This window comes from Caballeronia sp. LZ065 (assembly GCF_031450975.1).
Taxonomy (GTDB): Bacteria; Pseudomonadota; Gammaproteobacteria; order Burkholderiales; family Burkholderiaceae; genus Caballeronia.
The window spans coordinates 1761465-1787655 of the sequence record NZ_JARUXV010000001.1 but is presented as its reverse complement, the minus strand read 5'-3'; the positions used below and the strand labels follow the sequence as shown (position 1 = coordinate 1787655).

The following is a 26191-nucleotide window of genomic DNA, read 5'->3' as shown; positions in this document are numbered from 1 at the left end:
CCCTTCCATTGCGGACCGCAGCGGGGTCCGCATGGCAAAACCGCCGTGCCGCGCGACTTTCGGGTCGCGCCGCACGGCGGTTTTCTTATCTACGGACGAAACGGATCAGGTCGTGGTCGCGCGGTCGATGACCCTGAAGCGCGCCCGTTTCTGCGCGCGTACAACGGCCTTGTAGGCGTCGAGATACTGGCGCGCCATGCGATGCGACGTGAAGCGGTCCTCGAAGCGCTTGCGCACGCCTTCGCGCGACAGCGTATGCAGCCGGTTCACGGCGGCCACCGCGCCAATCTCATCCTCGACGATGAACCCCGACACTCCTTCATCGACCACTTCCGGCACCGCGCCGCGATTGAAGGCGATCACGGGCGTGCCGCAGGCCATCGCCTCGATCATCACGAGGCCGAACGGCTCCGGCCAATCGATGGGAAACAGCAACGCATGCGCGCCCGAGAGGAACTCGGCCTTCTGGCTATCGTTGATCTCGCCGACGAATTCCACGTAAGGCAATTTGAGCAGCGGCGCGATCTCACGTTCGAAGTATTCGTGATCGGCAAAGTCCACTTTCGCGGCGATCTTGATGGGCACGCCGCAGCGGCCCGCGATGCGAATCGCCGTATCGACCCGTTTCTCCGGCGAAATGCGACCCAGGAAAGCGAGATATTTCTGCTCGACGGGTTGCGGCGTGTACAGGTTTTCCGGCAGCCCGTGATAAACCGTCGACACCCATTTGGCTTGCGGCAGCGGGTGGCGCTGGGCATCGGAAATCGAGACGACCGGTGCGGTGTCGAAGGTATCGAAGACGGGCTGCTGTTCGGGCAGATCCAGACGGCCGTGCATCGTGGTGACGAACGGCGTCTCCTGCCGCTTGAACAGCGAAAACGAGTAGTAATCCATGTGAAAGTGCAGCACGTCGAACTCTTCAGCCCGGCGGCGCACCAGTTCCAGCAGGAGCATGTGCGGCGCGATGCGGTCGCGGATCGCCGGGTCGAGCCGCAGCGCGCGCGGCCAGACCGCTTCCAGGCGGGCGCTGGTCTGGGAATCGCCGGTGGCGAATAGCGTGACCTCGTGACCGAGTTCCACGAGCGCCTCGGTGAGATACGACACGACACGTTCCGTGCCCCCATAGAGCTTCGGCGGCACCGATTCGGTCAGCGGGGCGATCTGGGCAATTCTCATCGTTCTCGTCTCCATGAGCATATCAACGGCAGCACACGCGTGGCGCGAACCGTCGCCTGCGGCATCGAGTATGACAGCCGGCTGACAGCCCGGCCACGAGGTTTGCCCTTACATCAGTTCAATGCCCTGTCATCGAGATGCCGCGTGCGGGAAGGTCCACGCGTTATCCGCATTATCGAAGGAGAAAGGCGGCCGCCCGGCGCATGCTTGCACTTTCATCGCTCTGTTACAGGGCCGAAACAATCGTTTCGGCCCGCCGTTACGACTTGGAGACGCCGCGCAGGTGGGTCAGGAAATTGTCGCGCCAGACGCCGAGATCGTGTTTGCGCAATGCGTTCATGTTGGCTTCGTAACGCTGCTGGCGTTCCGCGAGAGGCATGGTCAGCGCCCGCGCGATCGCCTCGCTCGTGCCGACGATATCGTGTGGATTCACCAGCACCGCGCCGGTCATCTCGTCCGCTGCGCCGGCGAATTGCGACAGCACGAGCACGCCGGGATCGTCCGGGTTCTGCGCGGCGACATACTCCTTCGCGACCAGGTTCATGCCGTCGCGCAAGGGCGTCACCAGCCCGACCTGCGATTCCCGGAACAGCGACATCAGCTTCCACCGGTCATAGCGCTGGTTCAGGTAGCGGATCGGCGTGTAATCGAGGCCCGAATAACGCCCGTTGATGCGCCCTGCTTCGTATTCGAGGTTCTGGCGGATCTGCTGATAGCTCTCGACGTCGGAGCGCGTGGGCGGCGCGATCTGCACGAGCGTCACGTTGCCGCGCCACTCCGGCGACTTCTCCAGGAAATGCTCGAAGGCGCGGAAGCGCTCGACCAGTCCCTTCGAGTAATCGAGCCGGTCCACGCTCATGATGAGCTTGCGGCCTTCGAGGCTCTGCTTCAGGTCCATGACGTCCTGGCGCGCCTCGCCGCGCTCGGCCTGCTCGGCGATCTCATCGGGGAACACGCCGATGCGGTACACGTTCGTCTTCAGCTTGCGGCCAAAGGCTTCGACGTGGCCGTCGGCGGTGGCCGTGCCATGGGCATGGCGCACGATGTAATCGTGGAACGCCACGCGGTCGCCTTCGGTCTGGAAGCCCACGACGTCATAGCAGCACAGCGACTTGACGAGTTCCTCGTGCGGCGGAATGTTCAACAGGATCTGCGGCGACGGAAACGGAATATGCAGGAAGAAACCCATGCGATTCTTGACGCCCTCCGAACGCAGGGCCTCCGCGAACGGGATCATGTGATAGTCGTGGACCCAGATGACGTCGTCGGGTTCGAGCAGCTTGATCAGCTTGTGCCCGAGCCAGGCGTTGACGCGCCGGTAGCCGGCGTATTCGTCTCGGTCGTAGACGGCAAGATCGTTGCGATAGTGGAAGACCGGCCACAGCATCGCATTCGAAAAACCGCGGTAGTACTGGTCGTAGTCCTTCTTCGTCAGGCCCACGGTGGCGAAGGTCACGGCGCCGTCCTGTTCGAGCTTGGGACCCTGATTCGCCACGGTCTCGCTCACGACGTCCCCGCTCCAGCCAAACCAGACGCCGCCGCTGTCCTTCAGCGCGCCGAAGACGCCGACAGCGAGCCCGCCCGCGGAGCCCTTGGTTTCGGTCGGCGTGGCGACCCGGTTGGATACGACGACGAGACGACTCATAGCTTTGCCTTTTCCTCTTTGAACATGTTGGTTTGTTTTTCGACTGTGAATCGCCTGCGGGGTTTCCACGCGCGGCGAGTGATCCGTCAGGCGCCTTCATTCTTCACGTCTTTTCGCCCCGCGTCGGTGCGGTAGACGCCGCCGAACGCGCATGCGGGTCCGGTCCGCTCGCCTCGCCGCGGCTTGCGACCGGATCGGCGGCGGTATTGGCCGTATTGGCCGCGCCGGCAGCGTTGTCCGGCACCGTGCCCGGACGCTGGAGCGGCGGCGCGAAATCGACGTGGCTTTCCTTGTCCGTCGAAAGGTCCGCCCGCGCGCGTGGCAGGTAGTTCGGATACGCCGCCTGCACAAAATTCACCAATCCCTCGCGCACGCGGCAGCGCAAATCCCAGTTCAGCGCGGAATCGAACGAACTGACGAGCACGCGCAGTTGCAGCGCGCGATCCGTCGCGTCGGTGACCTGCAAGACCTGTACGCGACCGTCCCATTCCGGCGCATGCGCGAGAATGCGCTCCAGCTCCTCGCGCAGCGGTGCGAGCGGCATGCGGTAGTCCACGTAGAGAAACACCGTGCCGATGATCTGCGAGCTGTTGCGGGTCCAGTTCGTGAACGGATTTTCGATGAACCACTGCAACGGCACGATCAGCCGGCGCTGATCCCAGATGCGGATCGACACATAGGTGCCGGTGATTTCCTCGACCCGCCCCCATTCGCCCTGGATGACGACGACGTCGTCGAGGCGGATCGGCTGCGACAGCGCGATCTGCAAGCCCGCGATCAGATTACCGAGCACCGGCCGCGCGGCGATACCGGCGACCAGTCCCGCGACGCCCGCCGACGCCAGCAGGCTCGCGCCGATCTGGCGCACGCTCGGGAACGCCATCAGCGCCCCGCCGAAGCCGATGATGACGATCACCACCATCACCGAGCGCGCGAGCACGCGCGCCTGGGTGTGAATGCGGCGGGCATCGAGATTGTCGTGGGTGTCGAGCGGGTGCGCCTGCACGATCGCCTCGCCGACCGCCCCCGCGGTGCGCGCTGCAAGGAACGTGAGCGCGACGATCAGCGCGACGGTTTCGACATCGCGCAGGACGCCGATGAACGGCAGCGTGTCGGGCGCCTCGAAGATCATGAAGCCGATCCCGAGGATGATGAGCAGGACTCGCGCGGGTTTGTCGATGTAGCGCAGCACGACGCTCATCAGCGGATAGGGCCGCGCGATGCGGGTCAGGATGCGCGCGCCGGCCCGATGCACGCCCAGCGCGAACAGCACGGCAATGACGGCGACGATCAGCGCGCCCGGCCAAGTGCCGAGCGGCCGTTCGGCCAGGTCGAGGAAATGATCGAAAGAAAGCATGAAGGTCGCGGGATCAGCCTCGGGTTGAATACAGGGCGAGGTGGATACGGCGGCGCGCATCGCGCGGACGCGATGCCACAAACCATGGGTGCGGAAGCCGCACCGTGTTCAGCGAAACTTGCCGGCCGGCGGTCAATTACGGGACAGCAAGCGGGACGCCAGCCCCCTTCCTGCCCGTCCGGGCTTGACCGCTCAGCCCGCCATCAGCGTTCGGCCTTGCAGGGAAACGCCTTGCCGAGACCGAGCGACACCATGGTCGTGGCGTTGAAATCGGCCTTGTCCGGATTGCCGGCGATGTACTTGCGCACCGCATCCGTCAGTTGCTGGGGTTTCACGTCCGCCGGCAGGCAGAAGTACTGGCCGACCTGCGGCCCGGAGGTTCCGCCGATGGCCTCGATCGTGTTGTAGACACCGTCCGCCGCGCCTTCGATATAGGCCGCGCAGGCGGTGCGCGAGTTGGGGTCCGTCTTGGTGCACAGCTTGTTCAGGTCGTTGCCGGTGAACGCGAACGCGCACAGAGGGGTCGCGAGTGCACAGGCGATGACGATTTCCCGCAGCATGATCTTCCTTTTATGTTGAGCGGCGGCTTGGGTCCGGACAACGGCGGAGCACCGGGGCGGCCGCGCCTGACCGCCGGGTGCGCCCGTGTCCATGCAGCGCTGCGCTATTTTGCACCGTTTGCGCCGCCTGGAGCAGCACCGCTGCCTTGCTGCATCGAATCGAGGCGCGCCTGCAAACCCTCGGCGACGTCCTTCGCCTCGTACTTGCGGGCAAAGTCGACGGCCGTCATGCCGATCTGGTTCTTGACGCGCAGGTCCGCGCCTTCGTCGAGCAGCAGCTTGCAGGTCGAAAGATGCCCGCCCCGCGCGGCCATCATCAGCGGCGTCGTGCCGTTCGGCGAGCCCGCGTCGATATAGGCCGAATGGTCCAGCAGAATCTTCACGATGTCGTCATGGCCGTTGGTCGCGGCATAGTGCAGCGGCGTCCAGCCTTTCTTGTTCACTTCGGCATCCTTGGCGATCAACGCATTCACGAAGGTCGCGTCGCCGTTGAGGGCTGCGAGCATCATCGCGTTTTCGCCGGCGGGATCCGTCTTTTCCAGATCGGTCTTCGGATTCTCCGCAAGCAGTCGGCCGACCTTGTCGGACTTCTCACGCGCCGCGATCACGAGCAGCGGCGTGCCGGTGTTGTCCACCGTGTTCGGATCCGCGCCCTGCGCGAGCTGCTTCTTGACCGCCGAAATGTCGTCGAACTTGACGGCCTTGATGAGCGAATCCACCGACGCCGCCCAGACCGGCTGGGCGACGGCACAGCCGGCGACGAGCGCCGCGGCGACCAGCCGGCGCAGCGCCGAGCCCTTCGTTTGCTTCGTGCCCGTGGCGAAAACGTTTGACGTGCCTGTCGTGGAAAAAGCGGAAATCATCGACGAATTGTTCATGGTTGCCTTCGGATTGCCTTGAAACGGGTTGCAGTGCACGCGGTGCGGCCGGCCTCAGCCTGCCCGCGCGATCTTGAAAAGACGGAAGAAGTTGTCCGTGGTGGCCTGCGCCAGCGCTTCTTCCGGCTGCTCGCGTAGTTGCGCGACAAATCGTCCGACATGGCTTACGTACGCAGGTTCATTCGGCTTGCCGCGATACGGCACCGGCGCGAGATAAGGCGAATCGGTTTCGATCAGCAGGCGTTCCAGCGGCACGCGGCGCGCCACGTCCTGCACGTCCTTCGCGCTCTTGAATGTGACGATGCCGGACAGCGAAATATGAAAGTTCTGCGCAAGCGCCTTTTCGGCCACGTCCCACGGCTCGGTGAAACAATGCATTACGCCGCCCGGCACGCCGGCGCGCTCCTCTTCCATGATGCGCAGCGTGTCGTCGGAGGATGCGCGCGTGTGGATGATGAGCGGCTTGCCCGTCTTGTGCGCCGCGCGGATGTGGGTGCGGAAGCGTTCGCGCTGCCACTCCATGTCGGCCAGGCTGCGGCCTTCGAGACGGTAGTAGTCGAGCCCGGTTTCGCCGATCGCGCAGACCTTGGGATGCCGCGCCAGCTCGACGAGTTCGTCCACGCTCGGCTCGCGCATGTCCTCGTGATCCGGATGCACGCCGACCGACGCATACACGTTCTCGTAGCGTTCGGCGATGGCGAGCACCGAAGGCAGCGTTTCCAGATCGACTGACACGCACAACGCATGCGTGACCGAATGCGCGCGCATGTTGTCGAGCACGTCGGGCAGGCGGTCGGCGAGTCCTTCGAAGTTGATGTGACAGTGTGAATCGACAAACATGCGCGGCTCCTCAGTGCGTGTGCGGTGCGGCGGCGCGTGGCGCGTCGAGGCGCAGGCCGAGGATCACGAGATCGCGCTCGACGCCGTCCAGCACCGCGACGCGCGGCAGCGCGCCCCAGGTCTCGAAGCCGAAGCCGGCAAACAGTTTGACGCTGGCTTCGTTATGCCCGAAGACGAAACCGAGGACGGTATCGACCTTCATCGACGGCGCGCGTTCGAGCGCCTCGCGCAGCAGCGCACGGCCGAGACCCTTGCCGCGGGCGCGCTCGTGCAGATAAATGCTCACCTCGACGGTGCGCGCATACGCCGGGCGGCCATAGAAGTCCGAGAAGCTCAGCCATGCGATGACCTCGCCGCCCTCCTCGACGACCCACAGCGGGCGCGCTTGCGGCGAATGCGCGTAAAACCACGCGTGACGGCTTTCGAGCGTGACCGGCTCGAGATCGGCGGTGACCTGGCGCGAGGCGATCGTCGAATTGTAGATGGCGACGATGGCGGGCAGATCGTCGAAGGTGGCGTCGCGGTACTGGAGCGTCATGGTGAATTCAAAAAGGCCTTGGGCACTGCATCAGCCGACGTAGATGCCGCGATAGCCGAGGAACAGTTCCTCGAACACGAGGCGCGCGTTGAGCGGGTGATTTTCCACGGCGCGCTGCCGCGTGACGGTTTTCATGTAGCGGGCGAGCGCGGCGGCATCCGCGCCCTGTGCACAACGCGCGAGCGACTTGGCCGCGCCCGGGAAATAGCGTGGCCGGCCCGCCGTCCGTTGCGCGAGCAAGTCGTAGAGCCAGCGCTGCAACCAGCCGAGCACGAGCGGCACCGGCAGCTTCTGCAGGTTCTCGCCGCAGGCGAAGGCGTCGCAGTTCGGTCCGGCGGCGAGCTGGGCGAGCGTGAAGTCGCGCAACGCGCGGTTCTCGTCGTTCGCCAGCGCCAGCGCCGCCAGCGGCGCGCCGCCGGCCTGCGCGAGCAGGCCCGCTGCGTCGTCGATACCTTGCGCCGCGAGCCACTCTTTCGCCTGCGCCGGCTCGGGCACGCTCATCGGCCATTGACGGCAGCGGCTCACGATGGTCGGCAGCAGCCGGTCCATGCGCGCGGACACCAGCAGGAACACGACGCCCGACGGCGGTTCTTCGAGCGTCTTCAACAGCGCATTGGCAGCGGCGACATTCAATGCCTCGGCGGGATACAGCACCACGACACGCATGCCGCCCCGATGCGAGCCGAGGGCGCAGAAGTTCAGCAGCGCCCGCACCTGCTCGATCTTGATCTCCTTGCTGGGCGCGCGCGTTTTCTTGCCTTCGTCGCCGTCGGCTTTGTCGGCGGGGGTGTCGGCGGCGTCGGCGGAGGCGGCAGCTGCAAGTCCCGCGAGCGCTTCCGGCAGCACCACGCGATAGTCCGGATGGTTGCCCTGCGAAAACCACAGGCACGCCGGGCAGTGGCCGCAGGGTTCGCCGTTTGCCGCGGCGGCCTCGCACAACAGCCCTTGCGCCAGATGCTGCGCGAACTGCAATTTGCCGATGCCTGCCTCGCCATGCAGCAGCAACGCGTGCGGCCAGTGCGCGCGCAGTTGCTGGAGGCGTTGCCAGTCATCGGTCTGCCAGGGGTAGATCATTGTTTTTATCGTAGTAAATCAGAAGCTTGCGATCGTTTGTTCAAGTTCTTTGCGAATATCTTCAATCGTCCGGGTGGCATCGACGACGGCAAAGCGCTGCGGCGACTCCGCGGCCCGGCGCAGATACTCACCCCGGGTGCGTGCAAAGAAGGTCTCCGACTCGCGCTCGAACTTGTCCGGCGCGCGCGCCGCCGAGCGGCGCTCGTTTGCGGTTTCGGTCGGCACGTCGAACAGCACGGTCAGGTCTGGCTGAAAACCGCCCTGCACCCAGCGTTCCAGCGCTTCGAGCTTGTCGCGCGGCAGGCCGCGGCCACCGCCCTGATACGCAAAAGTGGCATCCGTAAAGCGGTCCGACAGCACCCAGTCGCCGCGCGACAGCGCCGGTTCGATCACCTGCGCCAGGTGTTCCCGGCGCGCCGCGAACATCAGCAGCGCTTCGGTTTCGAGATCCATAGGCTGGTCCAGCAGGATGCCGCGAAGCGTCTCGCCGAGCGGCGTGCCGCCCGGCTCGCGCGTCATCACGACTGCATGGCCCGACGGCGCGAGCTTCGCCGCGAGTTGCTGACGGAACCAGTCGAGATGCGTGGTCTTGCCCGCGCCGTCGATGCCTTCGAACGTAATGAACTTGCCGCGCACCATTCATTGACCCCGGATGTATTTGTCGACGGCCTTGTTGTGGTCGCCGAGCGTGTCGGAAAAGATGCTGCTGCCGTCGCCGCGCGAGACGAAATACAGCGCGGTGCTGGCGGCGGGGTTCAGCGTGGCGGTCAACGCGGCCACGCCGGGCAGCGCGATCGGCGTCGGCGGCAGGCCCATGCGCGTGTAGGTATTGTACGGAGTGTCCGTCTGCAGGTCTTTCTTCCTGAGCTTGCCGCCATAGGCCGGGCCCAGACCGTAGATCACGGTGGGGTCGGTCTGCAGCGGCATGCCGATGCGCAGCCGGTTCGCGAACACCGCCGCGACCAGCGGCCGGTCCGGTGCGCGACCCGTCTCCTTTTCGACAATCGACGCCATGATGAGCGCGTCATAAGGCGTCTTGTAAGGCAGATTCGGCGCGCGCGCGTTCCACGCTTCGGTGAGACGCGCCTGCATCAGCCGGTAGGCGCGCTGGTAGACGGCGAGGTCGCTCGTGTTCTTGTCGAAGAGATAGGTGTCGGGAAAGAACAGCCCTTCAGCCGACGCCCGGTCCACCTCCGCGGCGCCGATCGCGCGCAGCAGGTCCGTGTCGCTCATGCCGGCCGTGTCGTGCTTGAGCGCGGGATTGCCGTCCAGTTCGGCGCGCATCTTCTGCAGCGTCCAGCCTTCGATGACCGTGGCCACGTACTCGTTGACGTCGCCGCGCGCGATCTTCTGCAGCACCTCATAAGGCGTGACGCCGCTCTTGAATGCGTAATTGCCGGACTTGAGCTGCGCGGACAGGCCCAGCACGCGCGTCATCAGCACGAACAATTCCGGCTCGACCGGCACGCCGCCGCGGTTCAACTGATTGCTCACGCTGCGCAGACTGCTGTGCGGCTTGATGGTGACGTCGAGGTCGGGTGTCGCTAGCGTCATGGGGCGTTGCGCCCACCAGACCACGCCACCCGCGACGGCCGCCGCGACCAGCGCGGCGAGCACGATGGCCACGACGCATTTCTTCAAGAGGGACATGCGGAACACGCTTGGGATAAGACCAATATAATAACTTGCCGCCTGTGCCGGAGTCGCTTTCACCGGTCCGGGTTTCTCTGAAAGGACAGCCGCGACCTCCATGAATTCCCAGACCCCGACCCTCGCCCCCGCCGATTTCGAAGCCGTCAAGACCGCCGGCGCGTTCATGCCGCTCACGCAGTTCGGCGTGATCGATGTCAGGGGCGAGGATGCCGCCACCTTCCTGCACAACCAGATCACCAACGACGTCCAGCATCTCGACGCCTCCACGGCGCGTCTGGCCGGTTATTGCTCGCCGAAGGGACGCCTGCTGGCCTCGTTCCTGATGTGGCGCACGGCTGACGCAGTGCGCCTGCTGATTGCGCAGGACACACAGGCGGCGGTGCAGAAGCGTCTGTCGATGTTCGTGCTGCGGCTGAAAGCCAAACTCTCCGACGCGACTTCGGAAGTGGCCGCGGTCGGCTTCGCGGGCGACGTGCGCGCGGCGCTGTCCGGCGTCTTCGATGCGCTGCCCGACGGCGTGCACGTGAAGGTCGAAGGTCCGAACGGCGCGCTGATCCGCGTGCCGGATGCGGCGCATCGGCCGCGTTTCCTGTGGGTCGGGCCGAAGGCCCTGGTGGAGGCGCAACTCGCGGCACTGGAAGATAAACTGGTGCGCGTGCCCGGGCAGATGTGGGACTGGCTCGACATCCATGCGGGCGAACCGCGCATCACCCACGCGACGGTCGAGCAGTTCGTCCCGCAGATGGTGAACTTCGACGTGCTGGGCGGCGTGAACTTCAAGAAGGGTTGTTATCCGGGACAGGAGATCGTCGCGCGCAGCCAGTATCGCGGCACGATCAAACGGCGCACGGCGCTCGCGCATACCGAGGCGGCGGCGGCCGGTACGGAACTGTTCCATTCCGACGATCCGGGCCAGCCGTGCGGGCTGGTGGTCAACGCGGCGCCGGCGGAGGGCGGCGGCATGGACTGCCTGGTCGAGATCAAGCTGGCCGCGCTCGACAACGGCAGCGTGCACGCCGGTTCCGCCGATGGCCCGGCGCTCGCGTTCTCGCCGCTGCCCTACGCCTTCCCCGCCGATGCGTGAGGCCTGCGGATGTGCCTGATCGTCTTCGACTGGCAGCCCTCGGCCGCGCCTGGCGAGCGCCGCGCGCTGCTGACGCTCTCGGCGAACCGGGATGAGTTCTTCCGCCGCACCGCCGAGCCGATGCACTGGTGGACCGACGCGCCAGGCGTGCTCGCGGGTCGCGATCTGACGGGCGGCGGCACGTGGCTGGGCGTCTCGCGTGACGGGCGCTTCGCGGCGCTGACGAACTATCGCGCGCCGAGCGAGACGCGCCCGGATGCGCCGACGCGCGGCACGCTGGTGAGCAATTTTCTCGCGGGCGAACGGCTTGCGCCGTTGACCTATCTCGAACGCGTGGCCGAGCAAGGGCAGCGCTATAACGGCTTCAACCTGCTGTGCGGCGATTTCACGCGGCGCGAACTGGGCTGGTATGGCAATCGCGCGGAGGCGCCGCCTGCCTTGCTCGAAGCGGGCGTGCACGGCCTGTCGAACAGTCTGCTGAACACGCCGTGGCCGAAGCTGGTGGCCCAGCGCGACGCCTTGCACGACCTGATTCACGCCGATGAGCGGCCGTCGCTCGACGTGTTGATCGACACCTTGCGTGATCCGCGTACGGCCAATGACGCGCTGCTCCCTTCCACTGGCATTTCGATGGAGCGGGAACGCGTGTTGTCGGCGGCGTTCATCGAGACGCCCGAGTACGGGACGCGCAGCACCACGGCGTTGCGCGTGGACCTGACGGCGCTTGGGCTTGCGGTCGATATCAAGGAACGCGGCGACGATGATGGTTCACATCGGATCACGCGGCCCGGCGCGTTCGAGCGGGCTTTTGAATTCGATGTCAAAGGCGGTTAAAACGCGGGCGTGGCGCGCGTGCGTCGCATCAGATAGAGAATGCCCCCGATGATCAGTGCGCCGATGCAGTCCACCAAGGCGAGTATCGGGACGGGATCGAACCATAGGTCCATATTGGTGGTTCGCGCATAATACGGCGGGCCGTCGCCGTAGGCCTCATTCAGATTGAGCACATTCCAGGCGACGAGAAGAACAACAAGAACAGCAACGATGGCATATAGCCCCGCCCTCAGTAAGGACCGATAGCTCCTGATTTGCATTGTCTTTAGTATCGAACGGTCAAAGGAATGTAGCATTCCGTAGAATCAGCTACAGCAGCTTCTACGTCGCGAACGAAATCCTCCATTCGCGAACCCAGATTGATGCATCCAGCAGTTCTTGAATTCGTTCCGCCGTGAATAAAGAATCCACCGCGACCGAAGGTTTCCGTACCTGGGAATATGTGAATTGTGATTCGATGATCGCCCCAGGTTGAGCGTGGGGACGCCACCTTGTGCCATCCGTTCGTCCACATCTGTGACGGTTGAATCCAATATCGACCCGGCGGAATGGGACCTTGATTGCGTGTTCGGTATCGGGCGGGAGAGAAATCAAACCTTCCCCCGATTAATGGTTTTCCGGAAATCGCAGGATAGGACCGTCCATCCTGCGCATGCATCACAAGAGACGAGCCGTTGAACGAAAGAGAGATCGTTCCTGAACGGGCACACATGGGACTGCGCGGAAAACCGTGCTCTGCTGCATAGTCATCTGACATACATACAAGAAGATGGGATTGGACCGCCGTGCAGGGAAAGCTCTACCCCTGATCACTATTTTTCGATCCTATCATCCAGCAATCCTGATAAAACCACTCGCCCCGCATTTCAGACAATACTCAATCCTCACCCTCCACCTTCAAACGCCTCCCGCAGCGCCCTCACCGCTTCCGCGTGCGCATCGGCCACTTCAGGCACGAAGCCGCCCATCTTGAAGAACTCATGGATCATGCCTTCGTAGCGCCTGAGCGTGACCCGCACGCCCTGCTGCTCCAGCTTCTCCGCATACGCGACATCTTCATCGAACAGCGGATCGTGATCCGCCGCCGCGATCCACGCCGGCGCGACCCCCGCCATGTCGGGCACGCCGCCCGCCGCATCGAGCGGTGCGAAGCGCCAGTCGTCGCGGTCGCGGTCATCGCGCAGATACTGGGCGAAGAACCACTGGATGGTTTCCCCCGAAAGCAGATAACCCTCCGCCCGTTGCGCGTGCGACGCGCTCTGCTGGCGCGCGCTCGTGCCCGGATAGATCAGCAATTGCAGCCGCAAGCCGATGCCCGCGTCGCGCGCCAGCACCGCGCATACGGTGGCCAGCGTGCCGCCCGCGCTGTCGCCGCCGATCGCCAGCCGCTCTGCATCGATACCGAACGTGCCCGCCTCGCGCGCGAGCCATTGCAGTGCGTCGAACGCGTCGTTCACCGCGACGGGAAACCGGTGCTCAGGCGCGAGCCGGTAGTTCACCGACACCACCGCGCACCGCGCATCGTGCGCGAGCTTGCGGCACAGCGCATCGTGCGCGAGCTTGCGGCACAGCGCATCGTGCGTCGCCACGCTGCCGACCGTGAAGCCGCCGCCATGCAAATACAGCAGCCCCGCCACCGGCTGCGTCCAGTCAGGCTCGACGGGCTGGTACACGCGCACGCCGATCGTTACGCCGTCGCGCGTGGGCACCTGCACGTCTTCGACGCTGAACATCGGCAGCGGCGCGATGTCGAGGATCGGTGCGCTCATCGCATACGCGGCGCGCGCCTGCTGCGGCGTCAGCGTGTGGAACGGCGGGCGCTTCGCGCGCGCCACCATCTCGAGGATTTGGGCGATCTTGGGATTGAGCGGCATCGGTTGAGGAGCAGTGAAAGCGACGCTAACGCGGCCGCCTGAGCGACATCGGATCGGTGGGATTGCGCAGTTGCGCGATGTCGTCGAGCCGCAGTTGCACCGAAGCCATGATGGCCGGATGCGTGATGACGTAGAAGCGGCCCGCGCGCACGGCGTCGAAGGTCAGTGCGGCGATGTCGTCCGCCGTGAGCTTGCCGCCTTCCACGGCTTTCGTGAGTTGCCGCGCGGCGAGTTTCTGCGATGCGGTGTACGGCGCGGCGTTGGCGAGCGTTTCGGGTCGCGCGCGTTCGGCGTCGGCGATGCCGGTCGGCACGAACGCCGGACACAGCAGCGACACGCCGATCAGATCCGCACCCGCCAGCCGCAGGTCATGCTGCAAGGTCTCGGTCAGTGCGACGACCGCGTGTTTCGACGCGTTGTAGACGCCCATCGCCGGCGCGGCGAGCAGGCCGGCCACCGACGCCGTATTGACGATATGCGCGGGCTCGTTCTGCCGCAGCATGATGGGCACGAAGGCACGCAGACCGTTCGCCACGCCCATCACGTTCACGCCGAAGACCCATTGCCAGTCGTTGGCGCTGTTCTCCCACACGAAGCCGCCCGCGCCGACGCCCGCGTTGTTGAACAGCAGATGCACGCCGCCGAACGCATCGAGCGCGGCCTGCGCCAGCGCCTCGACTTGCACCGCGTCCGAGACATCCGCCGTCACGCCGAGCGCTTCGCCGCCCTGCGCGCGAATGGCGTCCACCGTGGCGGAGAGTCCAGCGGTGTCGAGGTCGGCAAGCACGAGCTTCATGCCGAGCGCCGCGCCCTGCTGCGCGAACGCCTGGCCGAAGCCGCTGCCTGCGCCGGTGATGACGGCAACCTTGCCTGCGAAACTGTCCACGTGAGCCTTCCGAGGTTCGATCAGACCAGCTTCACCAATTGTTTGCCGAAGTTCTTCCCGCGCAGCATGCCGAGCAGGGCTTCGGGCGCCTTGTCGAGGCCTTCAGCAATGCTCTCGCGGAACAGCAGCTTCTTTGTCGCGACGCGTTCGCCGAGATCCTTGAGCGCCTGCGGCCAGATATCCAGATGCTCATAGACGATGAAGCCTTGCAGCAAGAGCCGCTGCGTCAGGATGAGCCGGGGCGCGTCCAGCGGCAGGGGTTTGCCGTCATAGCCGGAGATCATGCCGCATACCGCGACGCGGCCGAACGCGTTCATGCGCGCCAGCACCGCATTGAGAATCTCGCCGCCGACGTTCTCGAAGTAGCCGTCGATGCCGTCCGGCACGGCCGCCTTCAGGTCGGCGCGAAGGTTGCCCGCCTTGTAATCGACGCAGGCATCGAAGCCGAGCGTCTCCACCACGTAGCGGCATTTCTCCGCGCCGCCCGCGATGCCCACCGCGCGGCAGCCGGCCGCCTTCGCCAGTTGCCCGACGACGCTGCCCACCGCGCCGCTCGCCGCCGACACCACCACGGTCTCGCCCGCCTTCGGCTTGATGATGCCGTTCAGACCGTACCACGCGGTGACACCCGGCATGCCGAGCGCGCCGAGATAGGCGGAGAGCGGCACGCGCGAGGCATCGACCTTGTTCAGCATCGTGCCATCCGAGGTGCCGTACTCCTGCCACCCGAGCATGCCGACGACGCTATCGCCGACCGCGAACTTCGGATTGCGCGACTCGCTGACGACACCCACCGTCCCGCCGATCATCACCTCATTCAGCGGTTGCGGCGGCGCGTAGGACTTGGCGTCGTCCATGCGGCCGCGCATGTACGGGTCGAGCGACAGATAGTGGTTGCGGACCCGCACCTGGCCGTCGGCGAGCGGCGCGAGCGCCGTTTCAACGAGCTTGAAGTTGCTCACCGACGCTTCGCCTTCAGGGCGCGATACGAGCAGGATCTGACGGTTCAGCGGTGCGTCTGCCATGGCGGGTTCTCCAGTCTTCAAAGGGATGATGCGGGTATTACGCGTCGCTCGGGCCGGGCAGCGCCTTCGGATCGGTACGCATTTTCTGGCGTGCGATGTCGCGTCCGACCGCGAGCCGCTTCATGTATTTGAACGTGCCGAGCGCCTTCGCCACGAAGTGGCCTTCGCTGTCGCGCACTTCGCCTTCGCAGTAAGCCATCGTGGTCGAGCGGTGCAGCACGCGGCCGTAGCCGCGCAACTCGCCGCGGCCGGGCTGCATGAAGTTCACCTTCATCTCGACGGTGACGACGCCGATGCCGTCGCCCGCGACGCTGCGCGCGGCGAGCGCCAGCGCGGCGTCGAGCAGGGTCATCGTGACGCCGCCATGAGCGATGCCCCAGGTGTTCAGATGCGTGTCGCGCAGCGGCAGGCACACTTCGCTTTCGCCGTCCTGCGCGCGGACGAGATCGACGCCGAGCGAGTCGATGAACGGGCTTTCGATGGACACGCCGGTGTTCGCCGGATCGGTGCTGGACATCGCGCTCAAACCTCGTAGTCGACGCATTGACGGTCTTCACGCACCGCCGCGACGAAGTCCTTCAAGGCCTGATGCTTCGGATGGACCTGATAGGCTTCGAGTGCGGCGCGATCGTCGAAATCGGATACCAGCACGACGTCATAGGTGCAGTCGAAGCCCGGCTGAGCGGTGCCGACCTCGAAGTGTCCCTGCCCTTTCACGATGCTGCGGCAGGTTTCGAGCCGGGCTTTCAGCTTTTGCGCATTCTCTGCGCGGCTGGCGCCCTCGGCGGTTTCCTTCAGCTTCCACATGACGATGTGACGCAGCACGGCGGCTCCTGATATCGGTCGAGACTTGCAGCGTAGCAAAAATCGCCGTGCAGTGACGTGACGCGACGGATGCGGTTCCGTCACACGATCTCGAACAGTCCCGCCGCGCCCTGTCCGCCGCCGACGCACATCGTCACCACGACGAAGCGCGCGCCGCGCCGCTTGCCTTCGATCAGCGCATGCCCCGTCAGCCGCGCGCCCGACACGCCATACGGATGCCCGACCGCGATCGCGCCGCCGTTCACGTTGAGGCGTTCGTCGGGAATGCCCAGCCGGTCGCGGCAATAGAGCACCTGCACGGCGAAGGCTTCGTTCAGTTCCCACAAGCCGATGTCATCGACGGTGAGCCCCGCGCGTTGCAGCAACGTCGGCACCGCGAACACCGGCCCGATGCCCATTTCGTCCGGCTCGCAGCCCGCGACCGCGAAGCCGCGAAAGATGCCGAGCGGCTGCAACCCTTCACGCTCGGCAAGCGTCGCGCTCATGACGACGCAGGCCGACGCGCCATCCGAAAACTGACTCGCGTTGCCCGCCGTGATGACGCCGCCCGGCAGCGCCGTGCGGATCTTCGCGACGCCTTCGAGCGTGGTGTCCGCGCGAATGCCTTCGTCGGCGGCGAGCGTGACTTCGCGCGTGAACAACCGGCCGCTGGCTTTGTCCGCGACGCCGGCGAGCACGCTGATCGGCACGATCTCGGCATCGAAGCGGCCGGCCGCCTGCGCGGCGGCCGCGCGCTGCTGCGAACGGGCGCCGTATTCGTCCTGGCGTTCCCGCGAGATGTCATAACGCCGCGCGACGTTCTCGGCGGTCTGGAGCATCGGCCAGTAAATGGCCGGCTTGTGCGTGTCGAGCCAGCCTTCCTTCAGCATGTGGCGGTTCATCTCGTTCTGCACGCAGGAAATCGACTCGACGCCGCCCGCGACGAATACCTCGCCCTCGCCCGTCATCACGCGCTGCGCAGCGAGCGCGATGCTCTGCAGCCCCGACGAGCAGAAGCGGTTCACCGTCATGCCCGGCACCGCGGCCGGCAAGCCGGCGCGCAACGCGATCTGCCGCGCGACGTTCATGCCGGTCGCGCCTTCAGGAAACGCGCAGCCCATGACGACGTCCTCGATGCGCGCCGGGTCGATGCCCGCGCGTTCGACCGCCGCCCGCACGACATGGCCGCCGAGCGTCGCGCCATGGGTCATGTTAAGTGCGCCGCGCCACGATTTGGCGAGCGCGGTGCGCGCGGTGGCTACGATCACAGCGTCGGTCATGTCGTCGTCTCTCTCGTTGCGATGTCGTTCGAACTCACGCGCCGCACGCCGGCGCCGAGCATGTCCTGCCACGCGCGCGCAAGCGACCCGTCCAGGTCGATCGCGCGGCATGCGTCCTCGATCACGATGGTTTCAAAACCGGCCGCGCGCGCATCGAGCGCCGACCACGCGACGCAATAATCGGTCGCAAGTCCGGCCAGCCACACGCGCCGCGCGCCGGTTTCGTGCAGATAGCCCGTCAGGCCGGTCGGCGTCGTGCGATCCGCTTCGACGAAGGCCGAATAGCTGTCGACGTGTTCGTGATGTCCCTTGCGCACGACCATCCGCGCGTGCGGCACATGCAGATCGCGATGCAGCGCCGCGCCCTCGGTGTCCTGCACGCAGTGCACCGGCCACAGCACCTGCTCGCCGTAGGGCAGCGTCATCGTTTCGAAGGGCTGGCGCCCCGCGTGGTTCGCCGCGAACGACACATGCGAGCGCGGATGCCAGTCCTGGGTCAGCACGACGTGCGAGAAGCCGCGCGCGATGCAGTTGATGACCGGCACGACCTCGTCGCCGCGCGCGACGGCCAGCGCCCCGCCCGGCATGAAATCAGGTTGCACGTCCACGACGATCAGTACGTCTTCCACGGGTTTCATCATGTTCAAAGAGAAGCTCAGGCGTTGAAGCGGCCGTTGGCGGCGGCGAGTTCCGCGATGCGCGCAGCGGGCTGCCACGCGTCGCCGTTGGGTCGGGCGGCGTACTTGCGCAGCGCGCGATCGACGTTATAGAGGCCGATGGTATCCGCGTACAGCATCGGGCCGCCGCGCCAGAGCGGAAAGCCATAGCCGGTGAGATACACCATGTCGATGTCGGAGGCCTTCGCCGCGATGCCTTCCTCGAGAATCTTCGCGCCTTCGTTCACGAGCGACAGCACCAGACGCTCGACGATCTCCTCATCGCCAATTTCGCGCCGCGCCACACCTTGTTCGGCTGAGAGGCCGGCGATCATTTCGTCGACGGCCTGAGACGGGACTGCGTCGCGCTTGCCCGGCGCATAGTCGTACCAGCCGGCGCCGGTCTTCTGTCCGAAGCGGCCCATCTCGCACAGCCGGTCCGCCACGCGCGCGTAACACAACTCCGGCTGTTCGCGATAACGCCGCTTGCGAATGGCCCAGCCGATATCGTTGCCGGCCAGATCGCTCATGCGGAACGGGCCCATCGCGAAGCCGAACTGCTCGATCGCGCGATCCACCTGCGCGGGCAGCGCGCCTTCTTCCAGCATGAAGAGCGCCTGGCGAATGTACTGCTCGATCATGCGGTTGCCGATGAAGCCGTCGCACACGCCCGAAACCACCGCGGTCTTTTTGATCTTCTTCGCAAGTTGCATGACGGTGGCGAGCACGTCTTTCGACGTCTCCTTGCCGCGCACCACTTCGAGCAGCTTCATCACGTTGGCGGGACTGAAGAAGTGCATGCCGATCACATCGCCGGGACGCTTCGTGAACGACGCGATGCGATTCAGGTCGAGCGTCGAGGTGTTCGACGCGAGGATCGCGCCCGGCTTCGCCACTTCATCGAGCTGGCGGAACACGTGCTGTTTCACGTCCAGTTCCTCGAACACCGCTTCGATGATCAGGTCGGCTTGCGCGAGATCGGTGAACGAGAGCGTCGGACGGATCAGCGCGATGCGTTCCTCCACCTGTTGCTGCGTGAGCTTGCCCTTCTTCACCTGCGCGTCGTAGTTGCGGCGAATCGTTGCGAGACCGCGATCCAGCGCGTCCTGCTTCGTTTCGAGCAGCGTGACGGGCAGCTTTGCATTGAGAAAGTTCATCGCGATGCCGCCGCCCATTGTGCCCGCACCCACGATGCCGATCTGTTCGATTTTCCTGACCGGCGTGTTCGACGGCACGTCCGCGATCTTGCCGGCCGCGCGCTCGCCGAAGAACGCATGCCGCAGCGCGCGGCTCTCGGGCGTCTGCACCAGCCCGAGAAAGCATTCGCGCTCGAACGCAAGGCCGCGTTCGAAGCCTTCCTTGACGCCTTTCTCGATTGCATCGATGCACTTGTGCGGCGCCGGAAAATGCCGGGCTGCCGTCGCCACGCTGTTCCTCGCGAACTGGATGAAGCCCTCCGCGTTCGCATGCTCGATGCGTCGCTCGCGCAGCCGCGGATGCGGACCGCCGCGCTCCGCGGCATCGCGCGCGAAGCTCAGCGCCGCGTCGAGCAGATCGCCTTGTACCAAGGAGTCAAAAAGCCCGCTCTGCGCGAGCTGCTCGGACGGCACCGGCGTACCGGACACGACCATGTTGAGCGCCGTCTCCAGCCCGACCGCGCGCGGCAGCCGCTGCGTGCCACCCGCGCCCGGCAGGAGGCCGAGCTTCACTTCCGGCAGCGCGATCTGCGCGCCTGGCGCGGCGACGCGATAATGCGCGCCGAGCGCGAGTTCCAGTCCGCCGCCCATCGCCACGGCATGAATCGCGGCGACGACAGGTTTCGCGCTGCCCTCGACGGCCTTGATGACGGTCAGGAGCGTCGGTTCCTGCGTGGCCTTCGGGGTATTGAATTCGGTGATGTCGGCGCCGCCCGAAAAGGCCTTGCCCGCGCCGATCAGGACGATGGCGCGCACGGTCGCGTCGCTGTTCGCGCGCTCGATGCCTTCGACGATACCGAGCCGCGTCGCGTGCCCGAGTCCGTTGACCGGCGGATTGTCGAGCATGATGACGGCGACGCCGTCGCGGATCGAATAATCCACTGCCATGAAGCTGTCTCCTGATGGATCGCGATAAGGAAATGCGCGTGCCGCGCCAGGCGGAAAAGCACGATCGTCACACAGTGAGATCTTAACGCTCAAGCACGCTGAAGATGACAAAGCCCCGAACGCCTGCGCGCGTCCGGGGCTTCAAACCCTGCGAAACCTGAAAAAGCGCCGGTCAGGCCGGATTTTCGGCGGCGGTCGGCAACACGTGATCCCGATACTGCTCCCGCAGCCTGACCTTCTGCAGCTTGCCGGTCGCGGTATGCGGCAGGTCCTCGGCGAAGATCACGTCGTCGGGGATCCACCACTTCGCCACCTTGCCGTCGAAATGGGCGAGCAGTTCCTCGCGCGTAACGGTCGCCCCCGGCTTCAGCACGGCGACGATCACCGGCCGCTCGGTCCACTTCGGATGCGCGCACGCAATGCACGCCGCCTCGGCCACCTGTGGATGCGACACCGCGATGTTCTCCAGATCGATCGAGCTGATCCATTCCCCGCCCGACTTGATCACATCCTTGCTGCGATCGGTGATCTGCATGAAGCCGTCCGGGTCGATGGTCGCGACATCGCCGGTCGGGAACCAGCCGTCGACGAGCGGAGAGTCATCCCGCCGGAAATAGCGGTTGATGACCCACGGCCCGCGCACGTACAGGTCGCCGAAGGACTTGCCGTCCCACGGCAGCTCGCGGCCGTCGTCGCCGACCACTTTCATGTCCACGCCGAACAGCGCGCGGCCCTGCTTTTCCAGCGCATGCCGCTGCTCCTCGGGTGGCCGCTGCTTCTGCCGGTAGCTCAGGCGCGACAGCGTGCCGAGCGGCGACATCTCCGTCATGCCCCACGCGTGGATCACCTGCACGCCGTACTCTTCCTCGAAGATGCGCAGCATCGCGGGCGGACACGCGGAGCCGCCGATCACCGTGCGCGTGAGCGTCGAGAAACGCAGTTCGTGCTGCTTCAGATAGGCGAGCAACCCCATCCACACAGTCGGCACGCCGGCCGAATAAGTGACGCCCTCCGCTTCCATCAATTCATACAGCGACTGGCCGTCGAGATCCTTGCCGGGCAGCACGAGCTTCGCGCCGACCAGCGGCGCCGCGTGCGGAATGCCCCAGGCGTTCACATGGAACATCGGCACGACGGGAAGAATGGAGTCGCTCGCGGATGCGCCCATCGCGTCGGGCAGCGCCGCACCGTAGGCGTGCAGCACGGTCGAACGATGCGAATACAGCGCGCCCTTCGGATTGCCGGTCGTGCCCGACGTGTAGCACAGGAACGAAGCCTGGCGTTCGTCGAGCATCGGCCAGTCGTAGTCGCCGTCGTGCGCGCCGATGAGCGTCTCGTAGCTCATCACGGGCACGCTCAGGTCCGACAGATGCGTCTCGATGCACGATGCATCGCCGAGCGCGATCCAGCCTTTCACGTTCGGACACTGAGGCGCGATGATCTCGACCAGCGGCGCGAAGGTCATGTCGAAGCAGACATAGGCGTCGTCGGCGTGATCGATGATGAAGGCGACCTGATCCGGGAACAGGCGCGGGTTGATCGTGTGACAGACGGCGCCCATGCCCGACACGCCGTAGTAGCACTCCAGGTGCCGGTAGCCGTTCCACGCGAGCGTGCCGACGCGCTCGCCCTGCGCGACGCCGAGCGCGGTGAGCGCCTGCGCGAGCTGCTTCGCGCGCCGTTCGCAGTCGCGCCAGGTATAGCGGTGGATGTCGCCTTCGATACGGCGCGAAACAATCTCGGTATCGCCGAAGTGGCGCGACGCATGGGACAGCAGGGACGACGCGAGCAACGGTACTTCCATCATCTGGCCGTGAAGCGGCGACATCATGGGCGAAGTCCTCGGGTGGTCGATGGCCGGGTGGCGCCCGGCCCCTGCAGGCCGGCGGGCGCGGAATTACAATATCGTTTAACTCAGAGGCGCTCAATATGTCGTTTTCCCCAAGCGTTTCGCGGGACGAGACACCCGCAGACGCACAATCGATGCAGCAGATCGCCGGTGCCGTCGAAGCCGGCAAGCCCGGTTCCTTCGCGGCGCTCGGCACCGCGTTCCTCACCCGCCTGCCTGCCGCGCCCGTGCCGGAGCCGTATCTCGTCGGGCTGTCGCGCGAGATGGCACAGACGCTCGGCTTCAATCCGGACATCGCCACCGGCCCGGAGAAAGACGCCTTCGCCGCCTACTTCGCGGGCAATCCCACGCGTGACTGGCCGGTCGATGCCTTGCCCTACGCAGCCGTCTACTCGGGGCATCAGTTCGGCGTATGGGCGGGTCAGCTGGGCGACGGACGCGCGCTCACGCTGGGTGAAGTGGAGCACGACGGCGCGCGTCTGGAAGTGCAGCTGAAAGGCGCCGGACGCACGCCTTACTCGCGCATGGGCGATGGCCGCGCGGTGCTGCGCTCGTCGATCCGCGAATTCCTGTGTTCGGAAGCGATGCATCACCTGGGCATTCCGACCACGCGCGCTTTCGCGGTCGTCGGTTCCGACCTGCCGGTGCGCCGCGAGGAGATGGAAACTGCGGCGATCGTCACGCGCGTTGCGCCGAGCTTCGTGCGCTTCGGGCACTTCGAGCATTTCTATTCGAACGACCGCCCCGACGATCTCCGCAAGCTCGCCGACCACGTGATCGACCGCTTCTATCCGCATTGCCGCGCAGAGCCGGACCCCTATCTCGCGCTGCTGGCCGAGGCCGTGCGCACAACCGCCGACCTGATGGCGCAATGGCAAGGCGTCGGCTTCTGTCACGGCGTGATGAACACCGACAACATGTCGATCCTGGGTCTCACCATCGACTACGGTCCGTTCGGCTTCATGGACGGCTTCAACGCGCATCACGTCTGCAATCACTCGGACACGCAGGGCCGCTATGCGTATGGCCGCCAGCCGCAGGTCGGCTACTGGAACCTGTTCTGTCTCGCGCAGGCCCTCGTGCCGCTGTTCGGCGACAATCTGCCCGAGGAAGGCCGCGCGGAACGCGTCGTCGAGGAAGCGCAGAAAGTGCTCGAAGGTTTCAAGACGCGCTTCGCTCCGGCGCTCGTCGCCACGATGCGCGCGAAACTGGGCCTGGCCGTCGAACGCGAAAGCGACGACGCGCTCGCGAACGGCCTGTTCGAAATCATGCATGCGAACCGGGCCGACTTCACGCTGACGTTCCGCAATCTGTCGAAGCTTCGCAAGGCCGATGCGAGCGGCGACGCGCCGGTGCGCGACCTGTTCCTCGACCGCGCCGCGTTCGACGCGTGGGCCGTGAAGTATCGCGAACGTCTCGCGCACGAGCCGCGTGACGACGCCGCGCGCGCGGACGCAATGAACCACGTGAATCCGAAATACGTGCTGCGCAATCATCTGGCGGAACAGGCGATCCGGCAGGCCGCGGAGAAGGATTTTTCCGAAGTTGCGCGCCTGCTGGACGTGTTGCGCCACCCTTACGACGAGCAACCCGGGAACGAGGCCTATGCGGGCCTGCCGCCCGACTGGGCGAGCGATCTCGAAGTGAGTTGTTCTTCGTAGGATCGTCCTCATATACACGGCCTTCCCGGCCAGATCAAAGGAACCACAGATGAGCCACGACGACACCCCCGCGAGCTATCCGCTGCAGAAGGACGATGCGACCTATCGCAACGAGCTGGACGACATGCAATACCAGGTGACGCGCCATGCCGCGACCGAGCGGCCGTTCACCGGCAAATACTGGGATCACACCGAACGCGGCATCTATGATTGTGTGTGCTGCGGCACGCCGCTGTTCGAGTCGGACACGAAATTTGACGCCGGCTGCGGCTGGCCCAGCTATTTCAAGCCGATCAACGGCGAAGTGGTCCAGGAGAACACCGACCGCTCGCACGGCATGCTGCGCATCGAGGTGGTGTGCAAGAACTGCGGCGCGCATCTCGGCCATGTATTCGAGGACGGCCCGGCGCCGACCGGCCTGCGCTATTGCATCAACTCGGCTGCGCTACAATTCGAACCCAAGTAAGCGAACACTAGCAAGCGGGCACGGAACACCGGCTCGCGCTGCTGGTTCGAGCCGTCTGATGCCCGTTTGACGCCCGCTGCAATCCGAGCGGGCGTTCGTTCATGCGCTGCCCCTCATCCCCCGCCTTTCACGTCCGGACGCCAATGAAATTTCTGTTCGATCTGTTTCCGATCATTCTCTTTTTCGTCGCATTCAAGGTCTGGGGCATCTATACCGCGACGGCCGTGGCGATCGCGGCGACCTTGCTGCAAATCGCCTGGGTCGCGTTCCGCCACCGCAAGGTCGATCCGATGCTGTGGGTGAGCCTCGGCGTGGTCGTGGTGTTCGGCGGCGCGACGCTCGTGCTGCACAACGACACTTTCATCAAGTGGAAGCCCACCGCGCTGTACTGGCTGTTCGCCGTCGCGCTGATCGTCGCGCAACTGGGTTTCAGGAAGAATCTGATCGAAGCGATGATGGGCAAGCAGATCGTGCTGCCGCATCGCGTATGGGGCCAGTTGAATGTCGCGTGGGCCGTGTTCTTCGGCTTGCTCGGTATCGTGAACCTGTTCGTCGCGTATCACTTCACCACGGACCAGTGGGTCAACTTCAAGCTGTTCGGCGCCACCGGATGCCTGGTGGTCTTCATCGTCGCGCAGAGTTTCTGGCTCGCGAAGTACATGAAGGAGGATGGTCAATGAGCGATTCCTTCGATTTCATGAGCGCCACGGCCGCTGACAAGATCGCCCATCTGGAAGCGCGCCTGAACGCGGCGCTGACGCCGCAGTCCGTGCACATCGACGACGACAGCGCGGCCCATGCGGGCCACGCCGGCGCGGCTTCGGGCAGCCACTACACCGTGACGATCGTGGCCGCTTGCTTCGCTGGCCGGGCGCGCGTGGCGCGGCATCGGCTGGTGTATGATGCGCTGGCCGACGAAATGCAGCGTGGCGTGCATGCGCTGGTCATTCGGGCTTATACGCCGCAAGAATTCGCGGAACAATTCGACTAGGCGCGCGAATAGGCGCGCGACCAGGCGCGCCCGGTGACGCATCCCCATGGATGACGTGACCCGATACGCGCCCCTTGCTTGCCGTTTGCCCTGCTTCTTGAATCTCGCCTGTGAAGGCGTCTGTTTGCTCAGTTAGGACTCTCCGATGACTCTGAAAAAACCCCGCGTCTGGGTGTTGCTGGCTGCGTTCGCGGCGGCCCCCGCGTTTGCGCAGAACGTCGCCGTTGTGAACGGCACGCCGATTCCCACGTCGCGCGCCGATGCGCTCGTGAAGCAACTGGTCGCGCAAGGTCAGCAGGATTCGCCGCAGCTTCAGCAAGCCGTGCGCGAAGAACTCATCAATCGCGAAATCCTGATGCAGGAAGCCGCGCGTGAAGGCATCGCGTCGCGTCCCGACGTCAAGGCGCAACTGGCGGTTGCGCAGCAGACCGTGGTGCTGCGCGCGATGATCGAAGACTTCGTGAAGAAGAACACGCCCACCGACGCCGAGATCAAGGCTCGCTACGACCAACTGGTCAAGCAGAATGGCGGCGGCACGGAACTGCACCTGCATCACATCCTCGTCGACAACGAAGCCCAGGCGAAAGACCTGATCGCCAAGATCAAGGGCGGCGCGAGCTTCGAGGACCTCGCCAAGCAATATTCGAAGGACCCGGGATCGGGCAAGAACGGTGGCGATCTCGACTGGTCGGCGCCGTCGGCGTATGTGCCGGAATTCGGCGCGGCCGCGGAAAAGCTCAAGAAGGGTGAAGTCACGCCGGAGCCGGTCAAGACGCAGTTCGGCTGGCACATCATCCGCCTCGACGATTCCCGCGACGTCGCCCCGCCGCCGCTCGAGCAGGTAAAGGCGCAGATCGCCCAGCAGATTCAGCAGGAGAAGCTGCAAGGGTTTGAAGAAGGTCTGCGCAAGAAGGCCGTGGTGAAGTAAGGCTGCACGTCCTACGGCTGACTCGCTTCAAGCACAAGGCCGCCTTCG

General features: G+C 65.3%; 29 protein-coding genes. 8 read left to right on the top strand and 21 right to left on the bottom strand.

Annotated elements, in window-relative coordinates; translation table 11 throughout:
* Nucleotides 1-105: 105 nt before the first annotated feature.
* The 5 genes from QCE63_RS08240 to QCE63_RS08220 form a co-directional block, all read right to left on the bottom strand.
* Nucleotides 106-1176, bottom strand: coding sequence for a glycosyltransferase family 4 protein (locus QCE63_RS08240; RefSeq protein WP_309832257.1), 1071 nt, complete (start codon nt 1174-1176; stop codon nt 106-108).
* Nucleotides 1177-1435: 259 nt separating this feature from the next.
* Nucleotides 1436-2821 carry an alpha,alpha-trehalose-phosphate synthase (UDP-forming) gene (gene otsA, locus QCE63_RS08235; RefSeq protein ID WP_309832256.1) on the bottom strand — a complete coding sequence of 462 codons (1386 nt, stop codon included), beginning with the start codon at nt 2819-2821 and terminating at the stop codon, nt 1436-1438.
* 103 nt (nt 2822-2924) lie between these two features.
* Nucleotides 2925-4178: a mechanosensitive ion channel domain-containing protein gene (locus QCE63_RS08230; protein ID WP_309832255.1), complete on the bottom strand. Its 1254-nt coding sequence runs from the start codon at nt 4176-4178 to the stop codon at nt 2925-2927.
* Between the two features lie 203 nt (nt 4179-4381).
* Complete coding sequence (locus QCE63_RS08225; protein ID WP_309808262.1) at nt 4382-4738, bottom strand: Rap1a/Tai family immunity protein; 357 nt, start codon at nt 4736-4738, stop codon at nt 4382-4384.
* A 104-nt stretch (nt 4739-4842) separates the two neighbouring features.
* Nucleotides 4843-5517: an ankyrin repeat domain-containing protein gene (locus QCE63_RS08220; protein ID WP_309833732.1), complete on the bottom strand. Its 675-nt coding sequence runs from the start codon at nt 5515-5517 to the stop codon at nt 4843-4845.
* Here QCE63_RS08220 and QCE63_RS08215 point away from each other — a divergent pair.
* Nucleotides 5444-5638, top strand: a complete 195-nt coding sequence (locus tag QCE63_RS08215) for a hypothetical protein (protein WP_309833825.1) — start codon at nt 5444-5446, stop codon at nt 5636-5638. The two genes, QCE63_RS08220 and QCE63_RS08215, sit on opposite strands and share 74 nt — an antisense overlap.
* A 32-nt stretch (nt 5639-5670) precedes the next feature.
* Here the strand turns inward: QCE63_RS08215 and QCE63_RS08210 are convergent, their stop codons facing one another.
* From QCE63_RS08210 to mltG, 5 genes are read right to left on the bottom strand one after another with little or no spacing between them, the layout of a single operon-like run.
* Entirely contained in the window at nt 5671-6456 is a 786-nt protein-coding gene (locus tag QCE63_RS08210; RefSeq protein ID WP_309832254.1) for a TatD family hydrolase, read from the bottom strand.
* Nucleotides 6457-6466: 10 nt separating this feature from the next.
* Nucleotides 6467-6994, bottom strand: coding sequence for an N-acetyltransferase family protein (locus tag QCE63_RS08205; protein WP_309832253.1), 528 nt, complete (start codon nt 6992-6994; stop codon nt 6467-6469).
* Nucleotides 6995-7024: 30 nt separating this feature from the next.
* Nucleotides 7025-8068, bottom strand: a complete 1044-nt coding sequence (locus QCE63_RS08200) for a DNA polymerase III subunit delta' (protein WP_309832252.1) — start codon at nt 8066-8068, stop codon at nt 7025-7027.
* Nucleotides 8069-8086: 18 nt separating this feature from the next.
* Entirely contained in the window at nt 8087-8707 is a 621-nt protein-coding gene (gene tmk / locus QCE63_RS08195; RefSeq protein WP_309832251.1) for a dTMP kinase, read from the bottom strand.
* Nucleotides 8708-9718: an endolytic transglycosylase MltG gene (mltG, locus tag QCE63_RS08190; protein ID WP_309832250.1), complete on the bottom strand. Its 1011-nt coding sequence runs from the start codon at nt 9716-9718 to the stop codon at nt 8708-8710.
* A 100-nt stretch (nt 9719-9818) separates the two neighbouring features.
* On the opposite strand from mltG, the gene QCE63_RS08185 reads away from it, so the two are divergent.
* Both QCE63_RS08185 and QCE63_RS08180 read left to right on the top strand, forming a co-directional pair.
* Nucleotides 9819-10805: a folate-binding protein gene (locus QCE63_RS08185; RefSeq protein WP_309832249.1), complete on the top strand. Its 987-nt coding sequence runs from the start codon at nt 9819-9821 to the stop codon at nt 10803-10805.
* A gap of 9 nt (nt 10806-10814) precedes the next feature.
* On the top strand, nt 10815-11639 hold the full coding sequence (locus QCE63_RS08180; protein ID WP_309832248.1) for an NRDE family protein: 825 nt from the start codon (nt 10815-10817) through the stop codon (nt 11637-11639).
* Here the strand turns inward: QCE63_RS08180 and QCE63_RS08175 are convergent.
* The 11 genes from QCE63_RS08175 to QCE63_RS08125 form a co-directional block, all read right to left on the bottom strand.
* Nucleotides 11636-11899: a hypothetical protein gene (locus QCE63_RS08175; RefSeq protein ID WP_309832247.1), complete on the bottom strand. Its 264-nt coding sequence runs from the start codon at nt 11897-11899 to the stop codon at nt 11636-11638. The two genes, QCE63_RS08180 and QCE63_RS08175, sit on opposite strands and share 4 nt — an antisense overlap.
* Before the next feature lie 5 nt (nt 11900-11904).
* Nucleotides 11905-12297: a tlde1 domain-containing protein gene (locus QCE63_RS08170; protein WP_309833731.1), complete on the bottom strand. Its 393-nt coding sequence runs from the start codon at nt 12295-12297 to the stop codon at nt 11905-11907.
* 226 nt (nt 12298-12523) lie between these two features.
* Nucleotides 12524-13513 (bottom strand): alpha/beta hydrolase, encoded by a 990-nt coding sequence (locus QCE63_RS08165; RefSeq protein ID WP_309832246.1) that lies wholly within the window; start codon nt 13511-13513, stop codon nt 12524-12526.
* Nucleotides 13514-13538: 25 nt separating this feature from the next.
* Complete coding sequence (locus QCE63_RS08160) at nt 13539-14399, bottom strand: SDR family oxidoreductase (RefSeq protein ID WP_309832245.1); 861 nt, start codon at nt 14397-14399, stop codon at nt 13539-13541.
* A 20-nt stretch (nt 14400-14419) separates the two neighbouring features.
* Entirely contained in the window at nt 14420-15424 is a 1005-nt protein-coding gene (locus tag QCE63_RS08155) for an NADP-dependent oxidoreductase (protein ID WP_309832244.1), read from the bottom strand.
* A 37-nt stretch (nt 15425-15461) separates the two neighbouring features.
* Nucleotides 15462-15941 (bottom strand): PaaI family thioesterase, encoded by a 480-nt coding sequence (locus QCE63_RS08150; RefSeq protein WP_309832243.1) that lies wholly within the window; start codon nt 15939-15941, stop codon nt 15462-15464.
* Nucleotides 15942-15946: 5 nt separating this feature from the next.
* Nucleotides 15947-16249, bottom strand: a complete 303-nt coding sequence (locus QCE63_RS08145) for a Dabb family protein (RefSeq protein WP_309832242.1) — start codon at nt 16247-16249, stop codon at nt 15947-15949.
* Between the two features lie 80 nt (nt 16250-16329).
* Nucleotides 16330-17508, bottom strand: coding sequence for an acetyl-CoA C-acyltransferase (locus tag QCE63_RS08140; protein WP_309832241.1), 1179 nt, complete (start codon nt 17506-17508; stop codon nt 16330-16332).
* Nucleotides 17505-18146 (bottom strand): bifunctional nicotinamidase/pyrazinamidase, encoded by a 642-nt coding sequence (gene pncA / locus QCE63_RS08135; RefSeq protein ID WP_309833730.1) that lies wholly within the window; start codon nt 18144-18146, stop codon nt 17505-17507. The genes QCE63_RS08140 and pncA overlap by 4 nt, the downstream gene beginning before the upstream one ends.
* A 17-nt stretch (nt 18147-18163) precedes the next feature.
* Entirely contained in the window at nt 18164-20248 is a 2085-nt protein-coding gene (locus tag QCE63_RS08130; protein ID WP_309832240.1) for a 3-hydroxyacyl-CoA dehydrogenase NAD-binding domain-containing protein, read from the bottom strand.
* Nucleotides 20249-20420: 172 nt separating this feature from the next.
* Nucleotides 20421-22079, bottom strand: a complete 1659-nt coding sequence (locus QCE63_RS08125; protein ID WP_309832239.1) for a 3-(methylthio)propionyl-CoA ligase — start codon at nt 22077-22079, stop codon at nt 20421-20423.
* Nucleotides 22080-22231: 152 nt separating this feature from the next.
* On the opposite strand from QCE63_RS08125, the gene QCE63_RS08120 reads away from it, so the two are divergent.
* From QCE63_RS08120 to QCE63_RS08100, 5 genes are all read left to right on the top strand, one after another.
* A complete protein-coding gene (locus QCE63_RS08120; protein WP_404990090.1) occupies nt 22232-23758 on the top strand; it encodes a protein adenylyltransferase SelO in 1527 nt (508 codons plus the stop codon).
* A 49-nt stretch (nt 23759-23807) separates the two neighbouring features.
* On the top strand, nt 23808-24224 hold the full coding sequence (gene msrB / locus QCE63_RS08115) for a peptide-methionine (R)-S-oxide reductase MsrB (RefSeq protein WP_309832237.1): 417 nt from the start codon (nt 23808-23810) through the stop codon (nt 24222-24224).
* Nucleotides 24225-24367: 143 nt separating this feature from the next.
* Complete coding sequence (locus tag QCE63_RS08110) at nt 24368-24904, top strand: septation protein A (RefSeq protein WP_309808244.1); 537 nt, start codon at nt 24368-24370, stop codon at nt 24902-24904.
* Nucleotides 24901-25215, top strand: a complete 315-nt coding sequence (locus tag QCE63_RS08105) for a BolA family protein (RefSeq protein WP_309832236.1) — start codon at nt 24901-24903, stop codon at nt 25213-25215. Before QCE63_RS08110 ends, QCE63_RS08105 begins: the two co-directional genes overlap by 4 nt.
* Nucleotides 25216-25360: 145 nt before the next feature.
* Nucleotides 25361-26143 (top strand): peptidylprolyl isomerase, encoded by a 783-nt coding sequence (locus QCE63_RS08100; RefSeq protein WP_309832235.1) that lies wholly within the window; start codon nt 25361-25363, stop codon nt 26141-26143.
* Nucleotides 26144-26191: the final 48 nt, after the last annotated feature.

Bases quoted from the DNA above. Each gene is read 5' to 3' on its own strand.
- QCE63_RS08240 (WP_309832257.1), bottom strand. From the start codon at position 1,176: ATGAGAATTGCCCAGATCGCCCCGCTGACCGAATCGGTGCCGCCGAAG.
- otsA (WP_309832256.1), bottom strand. From the start codon at position 2,821: ATGAGTCGTCTCGTCGTCGTATCCAACCGGGTCGCCACGCCGACCGAA.
- QCE63_RS08230 (WP_309832255.1), bottom strand. From the start codon at position 4,178: ATGCTTTCTTTCGATCATTTCCTCGACCTGGCCGAACGGCCGCTCGGC.
- QCE63_RS08225 (WP_309808262.1), bottom strand. From the start codon at position 4,738: ATGCTGCGGGAAATCGTCATCGCCTGTGCACTCGCGACCCCTCTGTGC.
- QCE63_RS08215 (WP_309833825.1), top strand. From the start codon at position 5,444: ATGAGCGAATCCACCGACGCCGCCCAGACCGGCTGGGCGACGGCACAG.
- QCE63_RS08210 (WP_309832254.1), bottom strand. From the start codon at position 6,456: ATGTTTGTCGATTCACACTGTCACATCAACTTCGAAGGACTCGCCGAC.
- QCE63_RS08205 (WP_309832253.1), bottom strand. From the start codon at position 6,994: ATGACGCTCCAGTACCGCGACGCCACCTTCGACGATCTGCCCGCCATC.
- QCE63_RS08200 (WP_309832252.1), bottom strand. From the start codon at position 8,068: ATGATCTACCCCTGGCAGACCGATGACTGGCAACGCCTCCAGCAACTG.
- tmk (WP_309832251.1), bottom strand. From the start codon at position 8,707: ATGGTGCGCGGCAAGTTCATTACGTTCGAAGGCATCGACGGCGCGGGC.
- mltG (WP_309832250.1), bottom strand. From the start codon at position 9,718: ATGTCCCTCTTGAAGAAATGCGTCGTGGCCATCGTGCTCGCCGCGCTG.
- QCE63_RS08185 (WP_309832249.1), top strand. From the start codon at position 9,819: ATGAATTCCCAGACCCCGACCCTCGCCCCCGCCGATTTCGAAGCCGTC.
- QCE63_RS08180 (WP_309832248.1), top strand. From the start codon at position 10,815: ATGTGCCTGATCGTCTTCGACTGGCAGCCCTCGGCCGCGCCTGGCGAG.
- QCE63_RS08175 (WP_309832247.1), bottom strand. From the start codon at position 11,899: ATGCAAATCAGGAGCTATCGGTCCTTACTGAGGGCGGGGCTATATGCC.
- QCE63_RS08170 (WP_309833731.1), bottom strand. From the start codon at position 12,297: ATGCATGCGCAGGATGGACGGTCCTATCCTGCGATTTCCGGAAAACCA.
- QCE63_RS08165 (WP_309832246.1), bottom strand. From the start codon at position 13,513: ATGCCGCTCAATCCCAAGATCGCCCAAATCCTCGAGATGGTGGCGCGC.
- QCE63_RS08155 (WP_309832244.1), bottom strand. From the start codon at position 15,424: ATGGCAGACGCACCGCTGAACCGTCAGATCCTGCTCGTATCGCGCCCT.
- QCE63_RS08150 (WP_309832243.1), bottom strand. From the start codon at position 15,941: ATGTCCAGCACCGATCCGGCGAACACCGGCGTGTCCATCGAAAGCCCG.
- QCE63_RS08140 (WP_309832241.1), bottom strand. From the start codon at position 17,508: ATGACCGACGCTGTGATCGTAGCCACCGCGCGCACCGCGCTCGCCAAA.
- pncA (WP_309833730.1), bottom strand. From the start codon at position 18,146: ATGAAACCCGTGGAAGACGTACTGATCGTCGTGGACGTGCAACCTGAT.
- QCE63_RS08130 (WP_309832240.1), bottom strand. From the start codon at position 20,248: ATGGCAGTGGATTATTCGATCCGCGACGGCGTCGCCGTCATCATGCTC.
- QCE63_RS08125 (WP_309832239.1), bottom strand. From the start codon at position 22,079: ATGATGTCGCCGCTTCACGGCCAGATGATGGAAGTACCGTTGCTCGCG.
- QCE63_RS08120 (WP_404990090.1), top strand. From the start codon at position 22,232: ATGCAGCAGATCGCCGGTGCCGTCGAAGCCGGCAAGCCCGGTTCCTTC.
- msrB (WP_309832237.1), top strand. From the start codon at position 23,808: ATGAGCCACGACGACACCCCCGCGAGCTATCCGCTGCAGAAGGACGAT.
- QCE63_RS08110 (WP_309808244.1), top strand. From the start codon at position 24,368: ATGAAATTTCTGTTCGATCTGTTTCCGATCATTCTCTTTTTCGTCGCA.
- QCE63_RS08105 (WP_309832236.1), top strand. From the start codon at position 24,901: ATGAGCGATTCCTTCGATTTCATGAGCGCCACGGCCGCTGACAAGATC.
- QCE63_RS08100 (WP_309832235.1), top strand. From the start codon at position 25,361: ATGACTCTGAAAAAACCCCGCGTCTGGGTGTTGCTGGCTGCGTTCGCG.